Source organism: Streptomyces sp. NPDC059452 (genome assembly GCF_042750035.1).
Lineage (GTDB): Bacteria > Actinomycetota > Actinomycetes > Streptomycetales > Streptomycetaceae > Streptomyces.
This window is the reverse complement of the sequence record NZ_JBHYVE010000002.1, coordinates 108886-131245: the sequence shown is the minus strand read 5'-3', so window position 1 is coordinate 131245 and position 22360 is coordinate 108886. Positions and strand designations below refer to the sequence as shown.

Annotated in this window: 22 protein-coding genes and 4 pseudogenes; 11 read left to right on the top strand and 15 right to left on the bottom strand. The window is 71.0% G+C overall.

Annotated features, from left to right (window positions below):
- The first annotated feature begins 97 nt into the window (after positions 1-97).
- The 5 genes from ACFW9Z_RS03555 (at position 98) to ACFW9Z_RS03535 (ending at position 5635) form a co-directional block, all read left to right on the top strand.
- Positions 98-1201: a hypothetical protein gene (locus ACFW9Z_RS03555; RefSeq protein ID WP_384633728.1), complete on the top strand. Its 1104-nt coding sequence runs from the start codon at positions 98-100 to the stop codon at positions 1199-1201.
- A gap of 193 nt (positions 1202-1394) precedes the next feature.
- Positions 1395-3050 (top strand): M48 family metallopeptidase, encoded by a 1656-nt coding sequence (locus tag ACFW9Z_RS03550; RefSeq protein ID WP_384633725.1) that lies wholly within the window; start codon positions 1395-1397, stop codon positions 3048-3050.
- Between the two features lie 48 nt (positions 3051-3098).
- A complete protein-coding gene (locus ACFW9Z_RS03545) occupies positions 3099-4217 on the top strand; it encodes a hypothetical protein (RefSeq protein WP_384633723.1) in 1119 nt (372 codons plus the stop codon).
- 255 nt (positions 4218-4472) lie between these two features.
- Positions 4473-5138 (top strand): peptide-methionine (S)-S-oxide reductase MsrA, encoded by a 666-nt coding sequence (gene msrA, locus ACFW9Z_RS03540; RefSeq protein WP_384633720.1) that lies wholly within the window; start codon positions 4473-4475, stop codon positions 5136-5138.
- Positions 5139-5200: 62 nt separating this feature from the next.
- Positions 5201-5635: a VOC family protein gene (locus ACFW9Z_RS03535; protein ID WP_384633717.1), complete on the top strand. Its 435-nt coding sequence runs from the start codon at positions 5201-5203 to the stop codon at positions 5633-5635.
- A 123-nt stretch (positions 5636-5758) separates the two neighbouring features.
- On the opposite strand, the gene ACFW9Z_RS03530 is transcribed toward ACFW9Z_RS03535, so the two are convergent.
- The 6 genes and pseudogenes from ACFW9Z_RS03530 to ACFW9Z_RS03505 all read right to left on the bottom strand — a co-directional run bounded on the left by ACFW9Z_RS03530 (position 5759) and on the right by ACFW9Z_RS03505 (position 11106).
- Positions 5759-7150, bottom strand: coding sequence for a Mucin-2 (locus ACFW9Z_RS03530; RefSeq protein WP_384633714.1), 1392 nt, complete (start codon positions 7148-7150; stop codon positions 5759-5761).
- 162 nt (positions 7151-7312) lie between these two features.
- A pseudogene (locus ACFW9Z_RS03525) lies at positions 7313-7477 on the bottom strand (TetR/AcrR family transcriptional regulator); the annotation flags it as partial.
- Between the two features lie 110 nt (positions 7478-7587).
- The gene (locus ACFW9Z_RS03520; RefSeq protein WP_384633711.1) at positions 7588-8406 is read right to left on the bottom strand and encodes an alpha/beta fold hydrolase; all 819 of its coding nucleotides are present in this window, start codon (positions 8404-8406) and stop codon (positions 7588-7590) included.
- Between the two features lie 84 nt (positions 8407-8490).
- Positions 8491-8898 (bottom strand): helix-turn-helix domain-containing protein, encoded by a 408-nt coding sequence (locus tag ACFW9Z_RS03515; protein WP_384633708.1) that lies wholly within the window; start codon positions 8896-8898, stop codon positions 8491-8493.
- Positions 8899-9113: 215 nt separating this feature from the next.
- Positions 9114-10502, bottom strand: a complete 1389-nt coding sequence (gdhA, locus tag ACFW9Z_RS03510; protein ID WP_384633705.1) for an NADP-specific glutamate dehydrogenase — start codon at positions 10500-10502, stop codon at positions 9114-9116.
- 242 nt (positions 10503-10744) lie between these two features.
- Positions 10745-11106 (bottom strand): annotated as a pseudogene (locus ACFW9Z_RS03505) (hypothetical protein).
- 252 nt (positions 11107-11358) lie between these two features.
- On the opposite strand from ACFW9Z_RS03505, the gene ACFW9Z_RS03500 reads away from it, so the two are divergent.
- Positions 11359-11859, top strand: a complete 501-nt coding sequence (locus tag ACFW9Z_RS03500; protein ID WP_384633702.1) for an RDD family protein — start codon at positions 11359-11361, stop codon at positions 11857-11859.
- A 30-nt stretch (positions 11860-11889) separates the two neighbouring features.
- Here the strand turns inward: ACFW9Z_RS03500 and ACFW9Z_RS03495 are convergent, their stop codons facing one another.
- The 5 genes and pseudogenes from ACFW9Z_RS03495 to ACFW9Z_RS03475 all read right to left on the bottom strand — a co-directional run bounded on the left by ACFW9Z_RS03495 (position 11890) and on the right by ACFW9Z_RS03475 (position 15018).
- A complete protein-coding gene (locus tag ACFW9Z_RS03495; RefSeq protein ID WP_384633699.1) occupies positions 11890-12588 on the bottom strand; it encodes an HAD family hydrolase in 699 nt (232 codons plus the stop codon).
- Between the two features lie 119 nt (positions 12589-12707).
- Positions 12708-13073: a DUF1330 domain-containing protein gene (locus ACFW9Z_RS03490; protein WP_384634589.1), complete on the bottom strand. Its 366-nt coding sequence runs from the start codon at positions 13071-13073 to the stop codon at positions 12708-12710.
- Positions 13059-13742, bottom strand: a pseudogene (locus ACFW9Z_RS03485) (class I SAM-dependent methyltransferase); the annotation flags it as partial. The pseudogene ACFW9Z_RS03485 and the gene ACFW9Z_RS03490, both read right to left, overlap by 15 nt.
- Complete coding sequence (locus tag ACFW9Z_RS03480; RefSeq protein ID WP_384633696.1) at positions 13739-13900, bottom strand: hypothetical protein; 162 nt, start codon at positions 13898-13900, stop codon at positions 13739-13741. The pseudogene ACFW9Z_RS03485 and the gene ACFW9Z_RS03480, both read right to left, overlap by 4 nt.
- A gap of 569 nt (positions 13901-14469) precedes the next feature.
- Positions 14470-15018: a hypothetical protein gene (locus ACFW9Z_RS03475; RefSeq protein WP_384633693.1), complete on the bottom strand. Its 549-nt coding sequence runs from the start codon at positions 15016-15018 to the stop codon at positions 14470-14472.
- 95 nt (positions 15019-15113) lie between these two features.
- Between ACFW9Z_RS03475 and ACFW9Z_RS03470 the strand changes: the two are divergent.
- A pseudogene (locus ACFW9Z_RS03470) lies at positions 15114-15446 on the top strand (transposase family protein); the annotation flags it as partial.
- A gap of 395 nt (positions 15447-15841) precedes the next feature.
- On the top strand, positions 15842-17659 hold the full coding sequence (locus tag ACFW9Z_RS03465) for a SpoIIE family protein phosphatase (protein ID WP_384633690.1): 1818 nt from the start codon (positions 15842-15844) through the stop codon (positions 17657-17659).
- A 77-nt stretch (positions 17660-17736) separates the two neighbouring features.
- Here ACFW9Z_RS03465 and ACFW9Z_RS03460 read toward each other — a convergent pair whose 3' ends face one another.
- Positions 17737-17949: a DUF397 domain-containing protein gene (locus tag ACFW9Z_RS03460; RefSeq protein WP_384633687.1), complete on the bottom strand. Its 213-nt coding sequence runs from the start codon at positions 17947-17949 to the stop codon at positions 17737-17739.
- On the bottom strand, positions 17946-18830 hold the full coding sequence (locus ACFW9Z_RS03455; protein WP_384633683.1) for a helix-turn-helix domain-containing protein: 885 nt from the start codon (positions 18828-18830) through the stop codon (positions 17946-17948). The genes ACFW9Z_RS03460 and ACFW9Z_RS03455 overlap by 4 nt, the downstream gene beginning before the upstream one ends.
- A gap of 239 nt (positions 18831-19069) precedes the next feature.
- Between ACFW9Z_RS03455 and ACFW9Z_RS03450 the strand changes: the two genes are divergently transcribed.
- Both ACFW9Z_RS03450 and ACFW9Z_RS03445 read left to right on the top strand, forming a co-directional pair.
- Positions 19070-19363 (top strand): recombinase family protein, encoded by a 294-nt coding sequence (locus tag ACFW9Z_RS03450; RefSeq protein ID WP_384633680.1) that lies wholly within the window; start codon positions 19070-19072, stop codon positions 19361-19363.
- Complete coding sequence (locus tag ACFW9Z_RS03445) at positions 19360-19869, top strand: ATP-binding protein (protein WP_384633678.1); 510 nt, start codon at positions 19360-19362, stop codon at positions 19867-19869. The genes ACFW9Z_RS03450 and ACFW9Z_RS03445 overlap by 4 nt, the downstream gene beginning before the upstream one ends.
- 92 nt (positions 19870-19961) lie before the next feature.
- Here the strand turns inward: ACFW9Z_RS03445 and ACFW9Z_RS03440 are convergent, their stop codons facing one another.
- Together ACFW9Z_RS03440 and ACFW9Z_RS03435 are read right to left on the bottom strand one after the other, a co-directional pair.
- Positions 19962-21236, bottom strand: coding sequence for an Ig-like domain-containing protein (locus ACFW9Z_RS03440; RefSeq protein WP_384633674.1), 1275 nt, complete (start codon positions 21234-21236; stop codon positions 19962-19964).
- 236 nt (positions 21237-21472) lie between these two features.
- Entirely contained in the window at positions 21473-21922 is a 450-nt protein-coding gene (locus tag ACFW9Z_RS03435; RefSeq protein WP_384633671.1) for a hypothetical protein, read from the bottom strand.
- 108 nt (positions 21923-22030) lie between these two features.
- On the opposite strand from ACFW9Z_RS03435, the gene ACFW9Z_RS03430 reads away from it, so the two are divergent.
- Entirely contained in the window at positions 22031-22339 is a 309-nt protein-coding gene (locus ACFW9Z_RS03430) for a hypothetical protein (protein ID WP_384633668.1), read from the top strand.
- Positions 22340-22360 lie beyond the last annotated feature (21 nt).

Below are 22360 nucleotides of genomic sequence, written 5' to 3'. Positions count from 1 at the left end.
AGTTCGTCACGGGGGCCCTGTTCGTCAAAAGGGGCCCTCACCGGGTGCGCCGAAAGGGCCCTTACCGGCCACTCGCCGCTCCGGGGACAATGGAGCCATGGAGATTCTGTTGTTCCTGCTCGCGATGTGCATGCTCGCGGCGATCGTCGGCCCGTTCGTCATGCGCCGCCGGGGCGGTATCCGCCAGGTCGCCCCGGGTTCGCCCGACGCGGCCGACCCCGACACCTACGGCTTCGCCCGGCAGGAGGAGCTGGACGTCCGGATGCCGGGCCCGGACCAGGACCTCCTGGACGTCCTCGACGTCGTCCAGGCCACCCAGGAGTGGCGGGCGGCCTCGCAGCTCCTCGCCGGTACGCCGAAAGGGGGCGAGGTCCGCTGGCAGCGGGTGCAGGCCTTCGCGGGCGCGGCCTCGCTGGAGCTGGCCCAGCAGCCGGGGAAGGGCGGCTCGTGGCTGCGCGCCTGGCGGGCGGAGGCCCCGAAGGACGCGGGCGGGGCGGCGGTGCACGCGGAGTTCCTGGTGCAGCAGGCGTGGCGCTCCTCGTCGGCGGGGACCGACGACTTCCGGATCATCCTGGAGGAGGCCCGTACGGTCTGCGGCGAGGCGGCCCTGCTCGCGCCCGGCGACCCGGTCCCGTACATCGTGGAGCTGGCCGTGGCCCGGGGCCTGAACTACACCCCCGAGCAGTTCGACCAGCTCTGGGCGAAGATCATCGACCGGGCCCCGGCGCACATGGGCGCGCATATCGCGGCGCTGCACTTCCACTGCGAGAAGTGGCACGGCTCGCGCAAGGACGCCGAGGCCTTCGCCACGGCCGCCGCCGCCCGCGCCCCTCAGGGTTCGCTGCTGGCCGCGCTGCCGCTGTTCGCGGTGTACGAGCACCTGCCGGAGGTCAACCTCGTGCAGGGCTTCTACCGCAGCCAGGTGGTGACCAGGGCGGTGGAGGGCGCGATGTTCGCGGTCCACTCGGCCCGCCCGGACGACCCGATGCTGGCCCACGTCCGCCATCTGCTGGTGCTGTTCCTGGTCCACATGGAGCGCTGGTCGGAGGCGATGCACCAACTCGTCCTCATCGACGGCCACGTGGGCGCGCTGCCGTGGACGGCGGACCCGGACCCGGCCGCGCAGTACACGGTCTACCGGGCGCTGGCGGTCGCGGGGTACGAGGCGAACGGCGGAAGCCCGGCGACACTGCCGCACTGAGAGCGGCGGTGACGGCTGCCGACCAGGGCGAATCCGCGTTGCCGCCGCCTCATCGGGTGCGGCATACTCCGGTTCCCCCCACACGCACGTTCGACACCCACGGTCGACGCGCCCCTTGTTCACTTCGCGTACCGACCCGGCGCCCCGCGCCCGAGGGTAGGACGTCTTCCTTTCCCGTGGGGGGAACCGCCCGATGGGCCCAACACTGCGCGCCACACGCGCTCTTGTCCTGCTCGCAGGCTTCTACCTGCTCGGCCTCGTCCTGCTCGCCGCCCTGGCCGCCGTCGACTGGGCGGTGGCCGTACACACCCCGGGCGCCTTCGCGCTGAAGGTCTTCATCGTCAGCGCCGTGCTCGCCGTCCCGATCATCCGGGGCATGTTCATGCTCCGGACACCCAAGGCCGAGGACGAGCCCGGCGTACGGGTGGACGACAGCCACGAGCCGCGGCTCTGGCAGACCGTACGGGAGGTCGCCCAGCAGGTCGGGACCCGCGCCCCCGACGAGATCCTGCTCACCGGTGACGTCAACGCGGCAGTCAGCGAGGAGTCCCGCTTCCTCGGACTGGCGGGCGGCACCCGTCGGCTCCACCTCGGGCTGCCGCTGATGACGGGCCTGTCCGAGACCCAGCTGCGCGCCGTGCTCGCCCACGAGATGGGCCACTACGCCAACGCCGACACCCGCCTCGCCGCCATCTCCGTACGCGGCCGTGTCCAAGTGCTCCGTACCATCGCCCACTTCGAGGAACGCGCCGGCGCCAAGGTCTCCAAGGAGCGCGCCCGGCAGGAGAAGAAGGCGGCCACCGCCCTGGCCAAGGGCAAGAAGGCGAAGGCGGTCGACACGACCGGCACGGGCGTGACCTACCGGGCGATGGCGCGGCTCTACACGGCGTACGGGAAGTTCTACCTGCGCGCCACCCTCTCCGGCTCCCGCCGTGCGGAGTTCGCCGCGGACGTGGCGGCGGCCCGGATCGCGGGCCGGGACGCGACCGCCTCGGCGCTGCGCGAGATCCCGGTCCTGGACGCGGCGCACGACTTCTACCTGAACTCCTACGCGACGCTCGGCGTCCAGGCGGGCCTGCTGCCGTCGCGCGGGGAGTTCCTGGGCGGCTTCCGCCACCTGCTGACCGCCCGCCACGAGGAGCTGGACGGGATGCGCGGCGGCCCGCTGCCCACCGAGCCCGTCTCCCCGTACGACTCCCATCCGCCGATCGCCGAGCGCGTCGCCCGGATCGAGGCCCTGCCGGACGACGGCCGCGCCTCGGACCCGGTGCGGCCCGCGCTGGCGCTGCTGGCCGACGCGGGGCGGGCCCTCGCCGCCGTCGAGGAGGCGGTGCTCACCCCGGCCGCCCTGGGGCTGCGGCGGCTGGACTGGCCCGAGCTGGTCCACGCCGCGATGAGCGCCCACACCGAGGAGTCCGCGCAGCGCTTCGGTGCGCTGGTGCGGGAGGCGGAGGGCGGCGACGGCACCTTGCGGGCCCTGCTCGACGCGATCGACGCCGGTGCGCTGTGGCGGATCGCCGAACGGCTCCCCCGCTCCGAGGAGGCGGCCGCGGCGACCGGCCGGGCGGCCCGCGAGTTCGCCCGTCCCCTGCTGCGCGCGGGGCTGTCGCAGCTGGTCAGCGCGGAGTACCTGGGCCAGGGCCGGGCCCGCTGGGAGCTGTCCTGGACGGACTCCGCCGAGCTGGAGCTGCTGGACACCCCGGCGGACGGACTCACGGCCGCGCTGGAGGCGGCGGTGGCGGACCGCCCGGACACGGCACCGCTGCGCGCACTGCTGGCACAGGCACCGGCACAGCCACAGGCACAGCCACCGGCACCGGCACCGACCCCTCTGACCCCCACCGTGTGAACGCCCCTCCCCCGCTGACACCCACCCCTGATTGGACGGGAACCCCCCGTGGCACAACTGATACTCCTGGCGCTGCTCGCACTCGGCGTCCTGCTCTGGCTGAACGCCCGGAAGAAGGCCGCGGCGCGCCGGGAAGAGACCGGCACACCCGACGAGACCACGCCCGGCGGTGCGGAGGCGGCCGCCGCGCTGGGGCTCCTGCCTGCCGAGCAGCTCGACACCTCGCGGGCGGCCCCCGCGAACCCGCATGACGAGGAGATCCGTACGAAGGTACGGTCCGGGGACTGGCAGGCGGGCGCCGACTACCTCGCCGGAGCGGGCCGGAACTGGCGGGAGCGCTACCGCCGGCTCGGCGTCCTCCAGAGCGAGGCCGAGGAGGACGACAGCTGGCTGCTGGTCTGGCGTGCGGAGCGGCCCGGCGACGCGGACGCGGCCCTGGTCCACGCGGACGCCCTGATCGGCGTGGCGGGCAACATCCGGGGCGCGCTCCAGGCGAAGTACACGACGCAGGAGCAGTTCGCCGGGTTCCACCGGGTGATGGCCCAGGCCCGGGAGGCGTGCCACGAGGCCCAGGCGCTGGCCGACGCGGACGACCCGTGCCCGTACGCCATGGAGATCGCGTGCGCCCTCTCCCTCGGCTACGGCCACGACGACTTCCGGGCGCTGTGGGCCGAGGTCGAGAAGCGCGGCCCGCACCTCGTCTCGGCACACGTCTCCGCCCTCCAGTACTGGTGCCGCAAGTGGCGCGGCTCGCACGAGCTGGCCGAGGAGTTCGCCCGGCGGGCGGCGGCGAAGGGCAGCCCCGGGCAGCTGCTCTCCCTCCTCCCGCTGTACGCGGCGTTCGAGCAGGAGACGGCGGAGGAGGAGGCCGACCCGGAGACGTTCTACAAGGCCCCGGAGCTCATCGCCGCGGCCGACGCCTGCCTGGCCGACCTGGCGGCGGCCGTCGCGGCGAACCCCGCCGAGCCGTGGATCGTCCAGGTCCGCCATCTGCTGGCCTGGACGCTGTACTGGCAGGACCGCTACGAAGAGGCCCTGGAGCAGTTCCGGGCCGTCGACGGCTACATCGACAGCGCCCCGTGGACGTACGCGGGCGACCCCCTCCAGCGGTACGTCGACGTGCGCGACTACTGCGCCCTCCAGGTCCAGGAGGCGGCCGGGACCTGATCACCCGGCGCCCCGGGAATGGGGTACGGGACGCGGCGGGGGCCCAGGAATCCACGGTGCCCCCGCCGCGTTGTACGTCACGGTGCCTGAACCGCGTTGTACGTCACGATGCCCGCACCGCGTCGTACGCCGCTGTACGTCACCGGACGCCACGGTCACCCGTACGTCGCTGCACGCCACGGTCACCCGATCGCACCGCCCGTACCGGACCCCGCCCCGGCATAGCCCCTGACCTCGCCCCCGGAGGAGCCCCGCATGTTCCTGAACCGCCGCACCCCCGAGCTCCCCACCCCGGAGCAGGCCCTGCGCGGCCGCCCCGTCCCCGAATTCACCGTCCCCTCCCGCCACACGGTCCTCGGCAACCCCCTGGTGGGCCCGTACCCGGAGGGCCTGGAGGTGGCGGACTTCGCGCTCGGCTGCTTCTGGGGCGCGGAGCGGAAGTTCTGGCAGACGGAGGGCGTCTGGACGACGCTGGTCGGCTACCAGGGCGGCTACACCGAGAACCCCACGTACGAGGAGGCCTGCTCGGGCCTGACCGGCCACACGGAGGCCGTCCGCGTCGTCTTCGACCCGGAGGTCGTCTCGTACGAGGAGCTGCTGAAGCTGTTCTGGGAGTCCCACAACCCGACCCAGGGCTTCCGGCAGGGCAACGACGTGGGCACCCAGTACCGCTCCGCGGTCTACACCCACTCCCCCGCCCAGGCCGCGGCGGCGGACGCCTCCCGCGAGGCGTACCAGAAGGTCCTGACGGCCTCCGGCCACAAGGAGATCACCACGGAGATCCTCCCGGCGGAGGGCCGCCCGTTCTGGCCCGCGGAGGCGTACCACCAGCAGTACCTGGACAAGAACCCGGGCGGCTACTGCGGGATCGGCGGTACGGGGGTGTCCTGCCCGATCGGCGTGGCACCGGCCGAGGGCTGAGCGTCCGCCGGGGACGGAAAACCCAGGTGCCGGTGGGCGGCACCCGCCACTAGGGTGCCCGCATGGCAACGATCAGGCAGGTCCAGGTCACCTTCGACTGCGCGGAGCCCGAGCGCCTCGCCCGTTTCTGGTGCGAGGTGCTGGGGTACGAAGTCCCGCCGGTACCGGAAGGTTTCGCGACCTGGAACGACTACAACCGCTCCCTGCCTCCGGAGGATCGGGACGCGTGGTTCGCCTGCACCGATCCCTCGGGCGCGGGTCCGCGCCTGTACTTCCAGCGCGTTCCGGAGGGCAAGACCGCCAAGAACCGGGTCCACCTCGATGTGCGGGCCGGCACCGGGCTCGTGGGCGAAGAGCGGCTCGCCGCGCTTGAGGCCGAGCGCGACCGGCTGGTGGCGCTCGGCGCGGTGTGCGAGCGCGTGCTGCTCGCCGATGAGGAGAACGAGTCGTGCATCGGGATGCAGGACATCGAAGGCAACGAGTTCTGTCTCGACTGAGGCGTATGTGCCGTACGGCGGTCAGGGCACACTCCCGGGAACGTCCGGTCGGTCTTGGCCTTCGTGTCCGGGGCCGCCGAGCCGTGGGGGCGCGGCGCGGGGCCGGGCGGTTCTGCTCGGTGGTCAGGCGGGAACGCCGGCCCGGTTCAGGACGGCGGCCATCTCTTCCTCGGGGAGCGCAGGGTTGGCACCCGCGCTGAAGGCCAGTTCAGGGACGTGCAGCGCCTCGCGCAGCCGGTGGAGCGGCAGGCGCGGGTCGCCGACCGCCGCCTGGCGTGTCCAGACCTCGGCGTCATGGCTGAGCCGTTCGATCAGCGCGGGTGTGGCGGCCGGGTCCCGGACGGCCAGCCGGCGGTGGCTGCCGTCCGGGTGGTCCGCGTAGCGGGCGGCGAGACCCTCGCGGGGGAAGCGGGGATGTGTCTCCGCCATCCACGCGGAGAAGGTGGAGCCGAGCCGTGCGTACACACGCATCAGGACCTCCTCCGGGGCGTCGGGGTGGTGGATGCCCACGAGGTTCTCCACCGAGGGGTCCTCGGTACGTACGAGCAGGCGCAGGAGGTCGGGCGGCAGGTGGGGGCTCCGGGCGGCGGCGCGCCGGAGCAGCGGGTGAGCGGAGGTCGCGGCCCGCCGCAGCACCTCGGAGTCGGCGAGCCCGTCCCGTACCCACTGGACGTCCCCCCTGGCCAGGGCCTCCACTGTGAAGTCGATCGACATGCGTCGTGTCTCGTCCAGTTCCGGCCGGAGGGAGACCGCGAGCCGTACGGCCTCGTCGGGGTCGACGGCGAGCCGCTCCACGAGGTCGGTGGGCAGCGACGGGTTCTCGGCGAGGGCGGCCAGGTGCGTCCGTTCGGCGACGCAGCGCTCGGCGTCGGCGCGGTGGAGGAGCCCGCGTCGCAGCGCCTCGGCGGCGGACTTCGGATCGCGGAGGAGTTCGGCGGTGAGGTGCGCGTCCCGTCGGCACTCCTCCAGCGTGGCGGCCCGCCGTACCTCGGGGTCGGGGTCGGCAAGCAGCGCCGACCGCTCGTCCGGCCGCAGCCTCTCCCCGGCGCGCGCCGCGCGTCGGCGCGCTGCCGGATCGCGGTGCGTGGCCAAGGAGGCCACGAACGACGGCGCGAGATGGGGTGAGTCCAGCAGGGCCGTCCGTACGGAAGGGTCGGGGTCGTCGAGCAGGCGGGCGCACACGTCGTCCGGCAGCGGTGCGACCGTCGTACGGGGATCGCGCCACTCGGGTCCGTACGCGAGAGCGGCCCGCACCTTGGGGGAAGGGTCGTCCACGAGCCGCGCCCGCTGCGTGGGCTCGGCCCTGGCACTCATCGCGAAGCCGGTCCGAGCGCCCGGGTTCGGGTGAGCCAGGATAACCGCGATGCCCGGCTCGGGGAGTTCAGCCCGCTGGAGGGCATGACGGGGCGGGCCGTCACCGTCCCCGTCGGAAGCGAGCAGGCGCAGCAGCAACGGTGTCGGCAGCGCCGGGTTGCGGGCGACTCCGTCCAGCGCGGACGCGTGAAACGCGACCATGATTGCCCTCCCCTTTCATCCACACCGACGCCCCGGTCTCTCCGTTGCCCGGTGTCCCCGTTGCCCCGGTGTCTCCGTCGGCTGCTCCACGACCATGATCCCCCGCCGGTCGGGCCGTCAGGCGGGCGGGCGCTCAGGCCGTCATGGTCGGCCGGACAGCGCCTACCCGAGGATCGCCGGAACCAGCCGCCGCAGCAGCCGTTCGAACAGGGCGTCCCGTTCGGCCGGGGGCGGTGGGCCCGCTGTCGTGAGGGCGGCCAGCAGGTGCGGGTGGCGCCCCTCGGCGGCGACTGCGGCCAGGTGGGCCGCCTGGGCGGACGGGCCGCCGGGCCCGGGTTCGCCATCGGCCGTCGGCCGTCGCGGGGGGCGTGGTCGGGCACTCGCGGATCGGGCGAAGTCCGCGACCGCCCGCGGCGGGTCGGCGGGTCCGACCGCCCCTACCGCTTGACGAAGTCCAGCAGGTCCGCGGTGAACTCCTCCTCGAAGGCACCGCTCAGGCCGTGCGGGGCACCCGGGTAGACCTTGAGGGTGGCGTTCGGGAGGAGCTGGACCGACCTGTGGGCGGCGCCGACGGGGACGAAATGGTCCTCGTCACCGTGGGCCACCAGGACGGGGATGCGGATGCGGCGCAGGTCCTCGGTGAAGTCGGTCTCCCAGAACTGCTCGACGAAGTCGTACGCGGCCTTGCCGCCCACCGCCATACCCATCAGCCAGAACGCGTCCCGCAGCCCCTGCGAGACCGTGGCCTCCACGTCGTCGGTGCCGTAGAACTCCTCGCTCAGATCGCGGTAGAGCTGCGAGCGGTCGGTGCCCAGCTCCCGGCGGAGACCGTCGAGAGCCTCACGGTCCGGACCGTCCGGGTCGGCGTCGGTCCTGAGCGTCAACGACGGTGCGGCCCCGAGGAGTACGGCCCTGGCCACGCGGCCGGTTCCGTACCGGCCGAGGTAGCGGACCACCTCGCTGCCGCCGATGGAGTGGCCGACCAGCACCGCGTCGGCCAGACCGAGGTGCTCGACGAGCTGGGCCAGGTCGTCGGCGTAGGTGTCCATGTCGTTGCCCTGCCACGGCTGGTCCGAGCGGCCGTGGCCCCGGCGGTCGTGGGCGATGGCGCGGTAGCCGTGCTCGGCGAGGAGCCGTAGCTGGTTGTCCCAGACGTCGGCGTTGAGCGGCCAGGCATGGCTGAACACGACAGGGCGGCCAGTGCCCCAGTCCTTGTAGAAGATCGTGGTGCCGTCGGTGGTGGTGAAGGTGCTCATGGCCGCTGCTTCCTGTGCGATGGGAGTACGGATACGAGTACGGGGATGGGTACGGGTACGGGAGGCACGGCCGCCCCGCCCCCCTCAGGCAGCCAGCTGTACGGTGCCCGTCGGACCGGCCCCCGGACCTGCCGGGCGGCCGGGGTGGCCGAGGCTCCGGGAGCGGGCGGCGGAGAGTCTGATCAGCTCGCCCCGGGCCAGGGCCAGCAGGTCGGCCAGGCTCAGCCCGAGCGCCTGGGCGGCGGCCGCCAGCACCTCCGAGGATGCCTCTTTGCGGCCGCGCTCCACCTCGGAGAGGTAGGGCATCGAGATCCGTGCCGCGTCGGCCACGTCCTTCAACGTCCGCCCCTGGGACTGCCGTTCACCCCGCAGTACGTCCCCGACAAGGTCGCGCCAGAGCGGTTCCCGGGCCGGGACGGGACCGGCCGGGGCAGGGAGCGGGCACAGGGGGATGACGCGGGCGCGGGGCTGGTTCGTCGCTCGAATGGTCACCGCTCCAGCCTAGGAGCCGGGCACCCGGCAGGCACGGGCCGGACGTTGCGCTCCGGGCGGATCTGCTGAGGGCGAAGTGGCGTAACGAAGGGGCGTGACAGGGAGGTCGGGTCACGAGAGGTGTCGGGTGACGAGGGGTATCGGGTGACGAGAGGTCGGGTCACCGGCCCGGCGGGCGTTCCCGCACGGGCCGGTGACCACAGAGAGACGGGTCCTCAGATCAGCCCCTGCGCCAGCATCGCGTCCGCCACCAGCTCGAAGCCCGCGATGTTCGCGCCGACCACGTAGTTGCCGGGGCTTCCGTACCGCTCGGCGGTCGTGTAGCAGGAGTCGTGGATGTGGCGCATGATCTCGCCGAGGCGCTCCTCCGTGTGGGCGAAGGTCCAGGAGTCCCGGGAGGCGTTCTGCTGCATCTCCAGGGCGCTCGTCGCGACCCCGCCCGCGTTGGCCGCCTTGCCCGGGGCGAAGGCGACGCCCGCCTCCTGGAGGACCCGGACCGCGTCCGGGGTGGTGGGCATGTTGGCACCTTCCGCGACCGCCTTGACCCCGTTGCGTACGAGCTCGAGCGCGTCGGGCTCGTGGAGCTCGTTCTGCGTGGCGCAGGGCAGGGCCACGTCCACGGGGACCGACCACACCCCCGTACCGGGAACGAACCGGGCGTGCGCGCCGCGCCGTTCGGCGTACTCCGAGACCCGGCCCCGGCCCGCCTCCTTGATCTCCTTGAGGAGGGCGAGGTCGATGCCCTTCTCGTCGACGACGTAACCGCCGGAGTCCGAGCAGGTGATGACGGTCGCGCCGAGCTGCTGGGCCTTCTCGATGGCGTAGATGGCCACGTTGCCGGAGCCGGAGACCGCGACGGTCTGGCCCTCCAGCGACTCGCCCCGGCTGCGCAGCATCTCGGCGGTGAACAGGACCGTGCCGTAGCCGGTGGCCTCCGTACGGGCCTGGGCGCCGCCCCAGCCGAGGCCCTTGCCGGTGAGGACGCCGGACTCGTAACGGTTGGTGATCCGCTTGTACTGGCCGAAGAGGTAGCCGATCTCGCGGCCGCCCACGCCGATGTCACCGGCGGGGACGTCGGTGTACTCGCCCAGGTGGCGGTGGAGCTCGGTCATGAAGGACTGGCAGAACCGCATGATCTCGGCGTCGGAGCGGCCCTTGGGGTCGAAGTCCGCGCCGCCCTTGCCGCCGCCGATGGGCATGCCGGTGAGGGCGTTCTTGAAGATCTGCTCGAAGCCGAGGAACTTCACGATGCCGAGGTTGACGGAGGGGTGGAAGCGCAGGCCGCCCTTGTACGGGCCGAGCGAGCTGGAGAACTCGACCCGGAAGCCGCGGTTGACGTGGATGTCGCCGGAGTCGTCGGCCCACGGCACCCGGAAGATCAGCTGGCGCTCGGGCTCGCATATGCGCTCGATGATGCGGGCGTCCACGAACTCGGGGCGCTGGGTCAGCACGGGTCCGAGCGTCTCCAGGACCTCGCGGACCGCCTGGTGGAACTCCTTCTCGCCCTGGTTGCGCCGCAGGATCTCGGCGTAGAGAGGCTCGATGATGCGATGAGCGGCATCGTGCGAGCGGGCGGAGTCGGTGGCGTCGGGGATGACCGGCATCTGATCAAGACCTTCCGTGGTCGGCTCGTGCGCGTCGGCGCCCCCCGTCCCGGAGGAGCACCCTCGTCCCGGAGGGTCGCCTCCGGTCCGCCCGGCGGCCCTGACGGGCGGTGGGTGGGACCGTCGTACGCCCCGATTGTCCCGCGTCACCCGATGATCTTCGACGGCCATCCACATAGTGGCCGTTCCGCCCGCTTTTCCGCCCGCTCCTCCCGCCCACCTTTACGGCGAGGCGCCACCCCTTACAGCCCCTCCTCCGAGAACGGGGTGTCGCTCCACCGGAACCAGGCCCGGTCCCCCTGGATGTGGAGCAGGAACTCGGCGACCGCCTCCCCCTCCGGTCCGGCCAGCACGAACGTGCGGTTCACCTCATCACAGACCGCCTCCCAGGCCTCCACGACCTCGCCGCTCCCGCCCCTCTCGCCCTCCTCCAGCCGTTCCATCAGGGCCAGTTCACGCCCGAAGAGCTCGCGCGCGGCGGCATCGTAGGCCGCCCCGGAAGGAACCCCCCGTACAGCCAGGGGAATTCGGCGTCGTCGACCGCGATCTCCCCGACGAGCCCCGTACCGCGCCGCAGCCTCCAGATGGTGCCGCAGAATCCCACAATCGCCCCCATACGCCGTTCGTTCACCCGTTCTCGCCACCGTAAGGGATCGGTGAAAGCCGGTAAGGGGCTGGGAGTTACCCGTCAGGAACCGCGACACCCCGCCTGACGATCAGTCATGATGCCCCCATGACGAAGCGGCGGGGGCGTCGGAGTGCACAATCTCCTTATCAGCCAAGGTTGTTGTACGGAATCGGCCGGACCGACGCTGCCCCTCACGCGCGGCCGCAGCCACCCCCGTACGGCGCACCCGTGCGGCAGCCCTGCATCCCCAAGGGCACGGGCGAAACGCGCCGCTATCTGGCGGTCGGGCTCGACTGCTACCTGTGCGTGCTGGTCGTCGGCCTGCTGGTCAACTCCTGCCTGGGCTCGGCGGAGGCGGGCGCGGGGCGGACGGCGGCGGTGCTCGTCGGCCAGCTGGTGGTGCTGTCCTTCGCCAATCAGGTGCTGCTCACGATGGCCGTACGGGCGAGCGCCGGAAAGCTGATCATGGGCGTACGGGTGATCCGGCTGCCCGACGCGGGCCGCCCGGAGTTCCGCCGCCTCGTGCTGCGCTGGCTGTACGGCCTGTTCTGGCTCCCGCTCCAGCCCTGGCACCACCTCCGCCGCACCACCACCACCGCCGAACCGCCCCGGGAACGCCTCGGCGGCTGCCCCCAGGCCGCTCCCCACGAGGACCTGGCAGGGGTACGCCAGGTCCACCGCAGCGACCTGCGGTACTACCGGGCGACGGTGGCGGGACGCGGGGGCTGAGGCAGCCCCGGCCGGGCGGAGGCCGGGTCGTCAGGGGGAGGCGATGCCGCAGGCTGCCGGTACGAGGTGCAGTCGCGCCTCGGACACCTGTGTCAGCGGCGGGACGAGCAGGGTCGCCACCCCGGCTTCGACGGCCGCGCCGTCGTAGCCGGAGCGGTCGCCGACCATCAGTGCCTCGCCCGGGCGGACCCCGAGCGCGTCGAGTGCGACGTGGAAGATGGCGGGGTCGGGCTTGCACAGGCCGTGCTCGAAGGAGAGCACGAAGTCGTCCACATACGCGTCGAGACCGTTCTTGACGAAACCCGGGCGGAGGTCGAAGTGGATGTCGCTGATGACCGCCACCTTCAGCCCCGCCGCCTTCACGGCCGCGAGTGTGGGCTCGACATCGACGGCGAAACGGCAGTCGGCGGGGTCGGAGAAGGCCGCGTACATCTCCTCGGCCAAGGCGGAGTCGATACCCGCGGCGTTCACCCAGCGGTCGTAGCCCCGGCGGTGCGAGGCGGCTGACGCATCGGCCTGACGCCAGCCCTGCTCGACGTCCGGCCGCCTGCCCGCGGCGCTCAGCGCCTCGCTGATCCGCCGGATCTGCGGCTCCGAGGGATCACGGCCGAGTTGCCGCAGGGAGCGCTCGATCCACAGAGCCCCCCGCGGCTGCCCCTGCGCCGGGCCCCACTTGGGGACGACGAGCGTTCCCACCCAGTCGAACAGAACAGCTCTGAACAGCGCCATGTCTCCCCCGGAGCAAGGTGGGCCCGATACCGCGAGCAGGCTGTCATGGCCGCTTCCAACGGGTCAATCAGCAGCCCCCTGCCACCCCGATCCCCTACCAGCCCTCCTACCCCGCCCTCCTACTCGGCCACACGGTCCCGCGCCCCATGCTCCCGCGCCCCTCGGTCCCGCGCCCCCCGCATGGCCGCCGCCGTGGCCGCCGCGCCGTACTCGGGGCCGACGCCCTGGACGATCACCAGGTCCCCGTCGAGGTGCCGGGTGCGCAGGGGCAGGATCTCCTGGTAGGCGGGGGACGCGTACCAGGCGCGGGCCTCCTCGCCCCCGGGAAAGCCGACGGCGACAAACGCCCCCGGCCACTCTCCCTCCATCACCTCCACCTCGGCCCCGTGCACCAGGAAGCGGCCTCCGTAGGGCTCCATCGTGGCCTGGATGCGCTCGATGCAGCTCAGCACCTCGTCGTGGACGGGGCCGTCGGCTATGTCCAGGACCTCGAAGCCGGCACGCTCCGCGTACCGTTCGAGCTCGCGCGGGAAGAGGACACGTCTGCGGATCTCGTCCTGGGCTTCGTCCCCGGATGGGAGTGCCCAGTGTCGGTGCATGGTGTTGATCTGAATCCGCAGGTCCCACTCATGGCGGACCGTGACGGTCGCCGGGCCGCTTGGGGTGTCGACCCTGGCAGTCATCGGATCGCCTTCCGTGATGGAAGCCACAGGGGAGCACAGGACGAGCAGGCCGCCCCGTCGGGCGTGGGCCGCGAACGTGACGAAGACCTGAGCGATCTCGTTGTTGTCGTGGACGTAGGCGAGGCTGTTGCCCATGCAGGTCACCACGTCCAGGCTCCGCCGGAGTCGGGTGGTGCGCATGTCTCCGATGCGGATGTCCAGCTCCGAGCGGATGTGACGGGCGTAGTCGACCATGCCGGGCTGGAGGTCCAGGCCGATGCACTCGAAACGCTCGGCCAGGATCTCCAGGTCCCTGCCGGTGCCGCATCCGAAGTCGACCAGCGTCCGCGCGTCCGGCCGGTGCCGTTCGATCAGGGTCTGGCACATCTCCGCGCCGGTACTGTCGGACTGGACCACGTCGTACAGGGCCGGGTCCCGGTAGAGGAGGTTCGTCGCTTCCCCTGGTTCCGCTTCCGTGTGGTGGCTGGTCACATGAGGCTCCGCAGTCCGGCCTCAAGGGCGAGGACATCGCACAGCAGATCAGGGACGGTCGGAACGGCGTCGGCGTCCTTGCGGGCCTGAGCGAGTGCCTTGCCGTCAACGTAGCCGAGATCGACCAGGACAGATTCCTTCAGCATGTCGTCCAGCACGGGCAAGCCGTAGGAGCGCAGGCCCTTCTCCTCTCCAGGACGGCCAGGAAGTTCTCCGGTTCGGTCGGCGAAGCCACGGATTCCGGCAGTCCCGCCCGTCTGATCGCTCGCGGAACAGCGCCTTGCCTCGCTTGTGCTCGTGCGGCAGTTGCTCCATGAACCGGACGATCCGCGGGTGCGCGAGCAGGCTCACAGGCCAGACTCCGACCCGCAGGAAGCCGGGGTTGTGCATCCCGAACGCCATCGGGGTCGGCACCGGCAGGACAGGAATGGGCGCCCGGTACTCGTTCACTTCGGCCAGGGCTCGGACCGCCCTCGGGCCAAGCCACGGAACTGGTTCCGGCGTCGGCAGTTCCGCGTCCGTTCTGGAGTGGTGGGCGTTGATCTCGTCCCCTCCACTGCCGGTGAACATGACCTTGCACCGCCGGACAGCTGCCTGCTCGCGTACGACGTCGAAGGCTTCCTGGTAGAACGCCCCGGCCGGATCGTGGGGCCGACGCAGGGCGCGCACGCCACCGGGGCAGAACGGCGGGTGCTGCCTCGCGGGGATGGCTGTGTCGGCGAGGTACTCAGCCGGTGGTTCGTGAGGTGTCCAGGGACCGGGCGAAGTCGGCGAGCGCGTGGAAGTCGTTCTCCCGTAGGCCGATCCGCGGGTTGACATGGTGCAGGAGCCCGGCAGCTTGGTGGTGAGCGGTCACGTAGGTCTGATCCAGTTCGCTCTGCTCGTCGTCCACCCAGGCAAAAGGACGGCCGCCTGCGTAGGCCACCAGCGGCCCGGTCTTCCAGTGGACTCCGTCAGGGCGTTCTCGAAGGAGGACGTCGCCGAAGTCCACGAAGGGAAGTTCTGGGAGACCCAGGACCGGTGCGATCCACCGGTTGGCGTCGTCCATCCATGTGGTGGCCCAGCACAGCTCGAAGCCGAGCTGGAGCAGGATTCGTCCGTGCTCCGGGTTGAGCCAGACCCGCAGGGGCCGTCGGGACGAGAGCCCTCTGTCGTCCTGATGCGCGTCGTCCCGGGGGACTCTGAGTGTCGTGTAGCCGTCGGGACGCCTCCCCGCCTTGGCCGCGTAAGGGTTGAGCGGCCCGTCCACGTCGAGGAACAGCAGTGGTCGGTTCACGGTTTCCCCCGGGTCTTGCCGCACTGTGGACTACCCCGATCAGCCTAACTGTGGGATTGCCTCGGCATTGGACCGGCCTGAGTGATGATCATGATGTGGCGAGTGCGATCACGGCATCGGAGCCGTCCTGGACAATCCCGTTCGCGGGGCTGAGCCCGCGCTGCTTCGGCAAACTGCTGACCACGCTCCGGCGCGATGGAGCAGATCTGGTCCACCGAGGCCGGCCATGGAGTCTGCCGCTGGAGGACCGGGGTGTTGCTGGTCACGACCTACTGGCGCACTAGTCTGACGCTACGACAACTCACGCCGTTGTTCGGCATCTCGAAGTCCACAGTCGGCCGAGCCATCAACCATCTCGGACCCCTGCTCGCACTCCACCCTCGAAGCAGTTCGCCAAGGACACCGTGCTCATCGTGGACAGCACTATGGATTTCGAACACCAAATCGAATAAGGGATCGGCTGAACCCTGACCAGCTCGCCGCCCTCGCCAAACTGGGCAGGGACTGGGCAGGGACTGGGCCGGGCCACCCGCCATGTGACCCGCTCCCGCGCACCTGAGTTCCGCGACATACGTGCCGCGGGGTGACTCCATGCCGTAGGGCTCAGATCGTTCCAAGCCGCAGTCGGCGTCGCCGCTGACGGTGGTGTCCGCGCAGTCCAGCCGGGGCGGTCAAGGCGGGGACGTACTGCTCGACAGGGACGGGCGCCGGGGCCCAGTCACTGAACAGGTGATCCCTATCAGGGGTACCCGGAGGTGCCGCGGTCGTTTCCGGTGCACACTGGGCACCAAGAGGCGTCGAGTCCTGTTGGGAGGCGCAAAAAGTGAACGCCGGCAGTGGTAGACGGCGGCTGCCCGGCCGGGGCTCCGCCGGGCTGCGCTCGGCCGGCGCGAACGTGCGGTTCCGCCGGGGCAGAGGCGTCCTGCCGCCGGACCGGTTCACCACCCGCAGCCGTCTTGCCTGGCTGAATTCCGCCAGCTCCCGCATCGGCACGACCCTGGACCTGGAGCGCACCGCACAGGAACTCGCCGAGTTCACCGTGCCCCGTTTCGCCGACGGGGCGGCCGTGGACATCCTTGAGAGCGTCCTGCGGGGTGACGAGGGCTCCCGGAAGACCGAAACCGGCATCCCGCAGATGCGAGCCACGGCGCTGTGCGCGATCGAGGAGCTCTCCAGCCTGGAGCCGACCCCGGTGGGGGAGATCTTCGTGCACGCCAAGGAGCCGCACGAGACGCTGCTCCACCGGTACGTCCTCCGGCAGGGCAAGCCGGTGCTGCTGAGCAAGGTGCGCGACGACGACTTCATCCGCGTCGCGCCGACCGCGAGCGCCGCCGCGCAGTTGCGTGCCGCCGGCGTGCACAGTTACCTGGCCGTGCCCTTGATCGCCCGTGGGCTGCTGCTCGGCAGCGCCGACTTCGTACGCGGCCGTGGAACCCCGCCGTTCTCCACCACCGACCTGGCTCTGGCGGAGCAGCTCGCCTCCAAAGCGGCGGTCTTCATCGACAACGCGCGACTGTACGGGCGGGAGCGCGAGCACGTCGTCTCGTTGCAGCGCTCCTTGCTGCCGCGCGTCACCCCGGCGACGCCGGGCCTGCTGGTGCACTCCGAGTACGCGCCCGCGGCGGCTCATCACGGCGTGGGCGGGGACTGGTACGACGTGATGGCCCTGCCCGGCGGACGGACGGCCCTGATGGTGGGCGACGTGATGGGGCACGGGCTGCCCGCCGCCGCCACCATGGGGCGCCTGCGGACGGTGGCCCGCACGCTGATGACCCTGGACATGGCCCCCGAGCGGATCCTCGCGCGGCTCGACCTGGCCACCCGCGACCTGGAGGACGAGCAGGTCGCCACCTGCCTGTGCGCGGTCTACGACCCCGCCGACTCCTCCTACACGCTGGCGAGCGCCGGGCACCTGCCGCCGCTGCTCCTCGACGGGCAGGGCGCCGCCGACCTCGTCCCGGTGCCCACCGGCGCGCCGCTGGGGGCGGGCGTGATCCCGTACGACCCCCTGCGGCTGCGCGTCCCGGACGGCGCCCACCTGATCATGTACACGGACGGCCTGATCAAGTCCCGGGACGCGGACGTGGACACCCAGTTGGACCGGCTGCGTGCGGCGGCGCTGAGCCTCCCGCCCGGATCGCTGGAGAAGGGCGGTCTGGTGGAGCGCGCCCCGGCCGCCGCCGCCCGGTTCGACGAGGCAGTACTCCTCGTCACCACGAGCGCCGCACTCCCGGCGGGGGACCTGTGGGTATGGGAGCTGCCGCAGGGCGGCCGGGCCGCCTCGGCCGCCCGTGGTCTCGTCACCGGCCAGCTCGCCGCATGGGGCCTGGAGGAACTCGCCGACGTCTCCGAGCTCGTCGTCTCCGAACTGGTCGGCAACGCACTGCGCTACGGGAACGGCCCCGGCAAGCTGCGGCTGCTGCGCGGGGACCGCCTCGTCGTGGAGGTGTCGGACACCGGCCCCGACCTGCCCCAGATCCAGCACGCGGGCCTCAGCGACGAGGGCGGACGGGGCCTTCAGCTCATCAACATGCTGTGCCGCCGCTGGGGTTCGTCCCGCACGGTGACCGGCAAGGTGGTCTGGGCAGAACAGAACATGCCGTCCTCGGCCTTGGACCGCAGCTCACCGCCGCGCACCTGACGACCCGGCAGCCGACGCGTCTGCGCCCGGCCAGGAAGCCGGCCGGGCGCTCTTGCGATGGCGTGCGGGGGCTTGCTCTACGACCGCTGGAACCCGCCGCCCACGACGCCGCCCTCGAACGCGGCCCACTCACCGGAGGTGAAGACGAGAGCCGGGCCGCTGCCCTGGTCCTTGCTGTCGCGCGTGGCCACGCGACCGTCGCCGAGGAAGGCGACCTCGACGCAGGTGGCGTTGTTCTGCGAGCGGCTGGACTTACGCCATACCGCGCCTGTCAGATCCGCGCTCATCATCGGGAAAACTCCTTTGCCGCTTGCCGAAGGATGTTCTGGGTGCCCTTGTGATCCAGGGCGGCACCCCAGATGGAAGTGAACGCCTGGTCGTACCGCTCGATCTCCTGCGGCTTGTCGAGGTACAAATCGCCGGTGAAGCCCTCCATGTAGACGGTGGGCGGCTCCATCGGTTGCCCGTCACCGTTGGCGGGGAAGCGCAAGAGGGTGAACGGCCCCGACACGAGGCCATAGTGCAGGCCCGCCGAGAACGGTACGACCCGCAGTGAGACGTTCGGCAGGTCCATCGTCTCCGTCAGGCGGTGCAGCTGGCGAGCCATTACTTCACCTCCGCCGACCGGCTGACGGAGCACCGCTTCACCGAGCACCAACTCCAAGGTGGGCGGGCTGGTCACCCTGGTCAGCAACTCCTGGCGCGCCATGCGGACATGTACCCGTCGCTCGATCTCGTCGCGGTCCACGCCATGGGTACCTTCCCTGATCAGCGCTCGCGCGTAGTCCTCCGTCTGCACCAGCCCCGGCACCAGGTCCTTGATGTACTGACGCAGACTTGCCGCCGCCCCCTCCAGCCCGATGAAGAGGTCGAAGCCCTCCGGGATCACGTCACCGTAGGCGTGCCACCAGCCCCGGTTCTTGGTCTCCTTGGCGAGCCCCATCAGCCCCTTGGTCAACTCGGCGTCAGCACCGTACGCACGACACATGGCCTCAACGTCCAGGCTGCGCATGGACGTCTGACCCGTCTCGATGCGCCAGATCTTCTGATCCGACCACTCCAGAGCCGTCGACGCCGCGCGCACGGTCAGCCGAGCGCGATTGCGCAGCTCACGTAAATGTCGCCCCAGTTGACGGCGGGGCACGGTCGAACCGCTTGCTGCTTCCACCACTTGATGCGCCTCCGATCTGCAACCCAACCTACATCCGGAATGGAACTCTGAGTATCCCTGATATGGAATAGGGGATGTTTGTTCGAGAAATCGAATTCCAGATTTCCAATCTGGAGTGTTGCACATTCGAATAATCCAGTGCTTCACTCGGTGACCCACAGAGCTCCCGCGAGCACTCCACGTGATCGCAGGCATGGCGAGGGGACCGACGCCCGATGAACCCGCTGATCTTTGGCTACATGCGCGTGCCCGACGGCATGAGCGACGAAGAGGCCAAGCAGAAACAGGACGACCTCAACACCTACGCCGAGAGCAACGGCTTCCACCTGGCGGTCGTGTTCTACGAGTACGTGCCGGGAGCGCAGTCGGTGTTCACGGAGTTAGTCGAAGCGGTCAAGCGCGCCGAGGCGAAGCATGTGGTCGTGCCGTCCTACCGGGAGCTGGCGCTCAACCGGTCGCTCCAGGACGCCATGCTCACGCACCTCTTCTACGCCACGGGCGCGGTGGTCGTCAGCCTGGACGACTGCTCATGACGGGCCAGGAGCCGCCGTACCAGGCCGGGCACGTGCGCTTCGTCGACCAACTCTCCCTGGTCGCGGCGCAGTCGGCCGTCCCCACCTCGCGCCGTTTCCTGCGGCTCGCCCTCTCCAAGTGGCAGGCCGCCCTCATCGAGGACGACGTCCTTCTCATCGCCTCGGAGCTGGTCACCAACGCCATCACCGTCACCGGGCCCGGGGTGCTCCCGGAGCCGCCGACGTGGGGCGAGTTGGGACGGCTCGGCCTCGTCCACCTCCGCCTCGTCGGCCTGCGGGACAGCGTCGTCGTCGAAGTGTGGGACGTGTCGGACGAGCCGCCCGTGCTCAAGCATGCCGACGATGACGCCGAGGGCGGGCGCGGGCTCGTCCTCGTACAGGAGCTGGCGGCGCGCTGGGGTTCCTACCGCACGGCGGGCGGGAAGGTGGTGTGGGCCGAACTGGCGGCCCGGCCCGATGTCGCGTTCCTCAAGCGGGTGCTGGTGGGGCTGGACTCGGCGTTATGAGAACCCCCGAACACGCCGAAGGCGGCAGCCCGCCGAGCGTTCCGGGGGCCGCCGCCTTCAGGTGGGGACGGGGAGAAGCAGGAAGCAGGGGATCAGGCGGCGGAGCCGGCCTTCCACTGGGACCAGTCCATGTTCCAGCCGTTGAGGCCGTTGTCCGGCTTGATCGTCTTGTCCGGGGAGTTCTTGACGATGACCACGTCGCCGATGAGCGAGTTGTTGTAGAACCAGGCGCCCGGCGCGTTGGGGTCGTTCGCGCCCTTCACGTCGGCGAGGCCCACGCAGCCGTGGCTGGTGTTGGCGGAGCCGAAGATGCCCTTGCCCCAGTAGTTGCCGTGGATGAAGGTGCCCGAGGTGGACAGGCGCATCGCGTGCGGCACGTCCTTGATGTCGTACTCGCCCTTGCCGTCGTCATCGGTGAAGCCGACGGTGGCGCCGTTCATCCGGGTCTCCTTGTACTTCTCGGAGATCACCATCTGACCGTTGTACGTGGGGGTCTCCGGCGAGCCTGCGGAGATCGGGATGGTCTTGATGGTCTTGCCGTCGCGCGTGACCGTCATCATCTTGGTCTTCGCGTCGACGGTGGAGACCTGGTTGCGGCCGACCTTGAACGTGACCGTCTTCTGCTGCACGCCGACCACGCCGTCGGCGCCCTCGACGCCGTCCAGCTCCAGCTTCAGGGTGACGGTGGAGCCGCCCTGCCAGTAGCTCTCCGGGCGCAGGTCCAGGCGCTGGCTGTTGAACCAGTGGCCGACGACCTCCTGGCCGCTGCTGGAGGTCACGGTGATACCGGCCTGGACGGCCTTCTTGTCCGTGATCGGCTTGTTGAAGTTGATCGAGACGGGCATCCCGACGCCGACGGTGGAGCCGTCCTCGGGGGTGAAGTTCCCGATGAAGCTGTTGTCGGGCGAGACGGTGGTGAAGGAGCTGTTCTCGTGGGCCTGCCGGCCCTTCGCGTCCTCGGCCGTCGCAACGATCTTGTACGTGGTGGAGCGCTGGAGCTGCCCCGCCGGCTTCCAGCTGGAGCCGTCGGCGGCCAGCGTGCCCTCGACCGGCTTGCCGTCCGCCCCGGTCATGACGACCTCGGTCAGCTTGCCCTTCTTGACGGAGATCTGGGCGGCGTTGTTGATGCTGGCGTTGGTGGCGCCGTTCTTGGGCTCGATCGCTATCTGGGCCTCGGACGCGTCCTCGGCCGCGGCCTTGTCCACCTCCTGCGCCTGCGATGCCTCCGAGCTCCCGGCGCTCGGCTTCGCCGCGCCCTTGTCGCCGTCGTCGCTACAGGCCGAAAGCACCAGCACGCCGCCGAGCAGTGCGGACACGGCCGCGAGGCCCCTGCGCCGCTTGCTGTCCGTCATCACACGCTTCTCCATCGTTGCCGATTCCCCAAAATCCCCGGACGGGGCTGCCAGGCGGCGATTCCCCGTCAATGTTCCTAGAACACCCGGAACGGGTGCTCCGTTCCGCATCCGCCAGGGATGTGGGGAACACCACTCATCGACGCGGCCCGGGCAGCGGTGGTTCCCGCTGCCGGGCCGGTATCCGGAACCACCGCACAGCGCGGCCCCGGTCCGCGGTGAAGCGGGGCCGGGGCCGGTGTTCTCACACGTCAGACCCGCTGCGCGAGGTCACCGTCCTCGCCGTCGTTCCTCCCATTGTGCGCGACCTCGTCGCCGTACCCCTCCTCGTCGTCCCCGATCTCGGCCAGGTACGGGCCGTCCTCGTCGTTCTCGTCGTCGTCCCAGCCCTCCGCTTCGGGGTCGTAGTCGACGCTCTCACTGCTCCAGGAAGCCTGGGCGAGCTCGACCCCGGGCACCTCGCTGACCAGGTCGAAGGGGTCGACCAGCGAGGCGAGGGCCTCCGCTCCGTCTGCCCGGACGGTGGCCTCGGCATGCATCCGCTCCTCGGCCGTGTCGCTCTCGGTGATACCCGATACGGGTTCCCCGTACTCGGCGGCGATGGATTCGAGGGCGGTACCGGTGAGGGCGTCGAGGTCGGTGACCTCCAGCACCATTTCCACGCGAAGTCGAACAAACCTGGATGTCTCTTCTGTGCTCATGCTCCGGAGCGTATGGCTCGGGGCCGCCACGACTTTCCTCCGACCCGCTGCTTTGCTTAGCATCGGCCCACGGGGCTAACTCACGGTTGTTGCAAGGGGATCGAAACTGTGTCCGTCACTCGTCGCACACTCCTGACCGCCTCCGCCGCAGGAACGCTACTGGCCGCTCTCTGGTTCGTCCCGTCGGCCAACGCGACCGTCGAGACCACCTCGCGGAGCGGCGCGGCCCCGGCCTCCGGCCAGGACGCCCGGCCCGCCACCCAGGACGAGGACACCGCCTCCGGCCTGCGGCTCGCCGAGACCGGGCCGGGGATGGACACCACCCCGTATCTGATCGGCGGCACGGCCCTGCTGGGCATCGGGGCGGGGTTCGTCGCCTACTCGGTACGCCGCTCGGGAGCGCGCCCCGCGTTCTGATCCCGGACGCCGGAGAGGCCC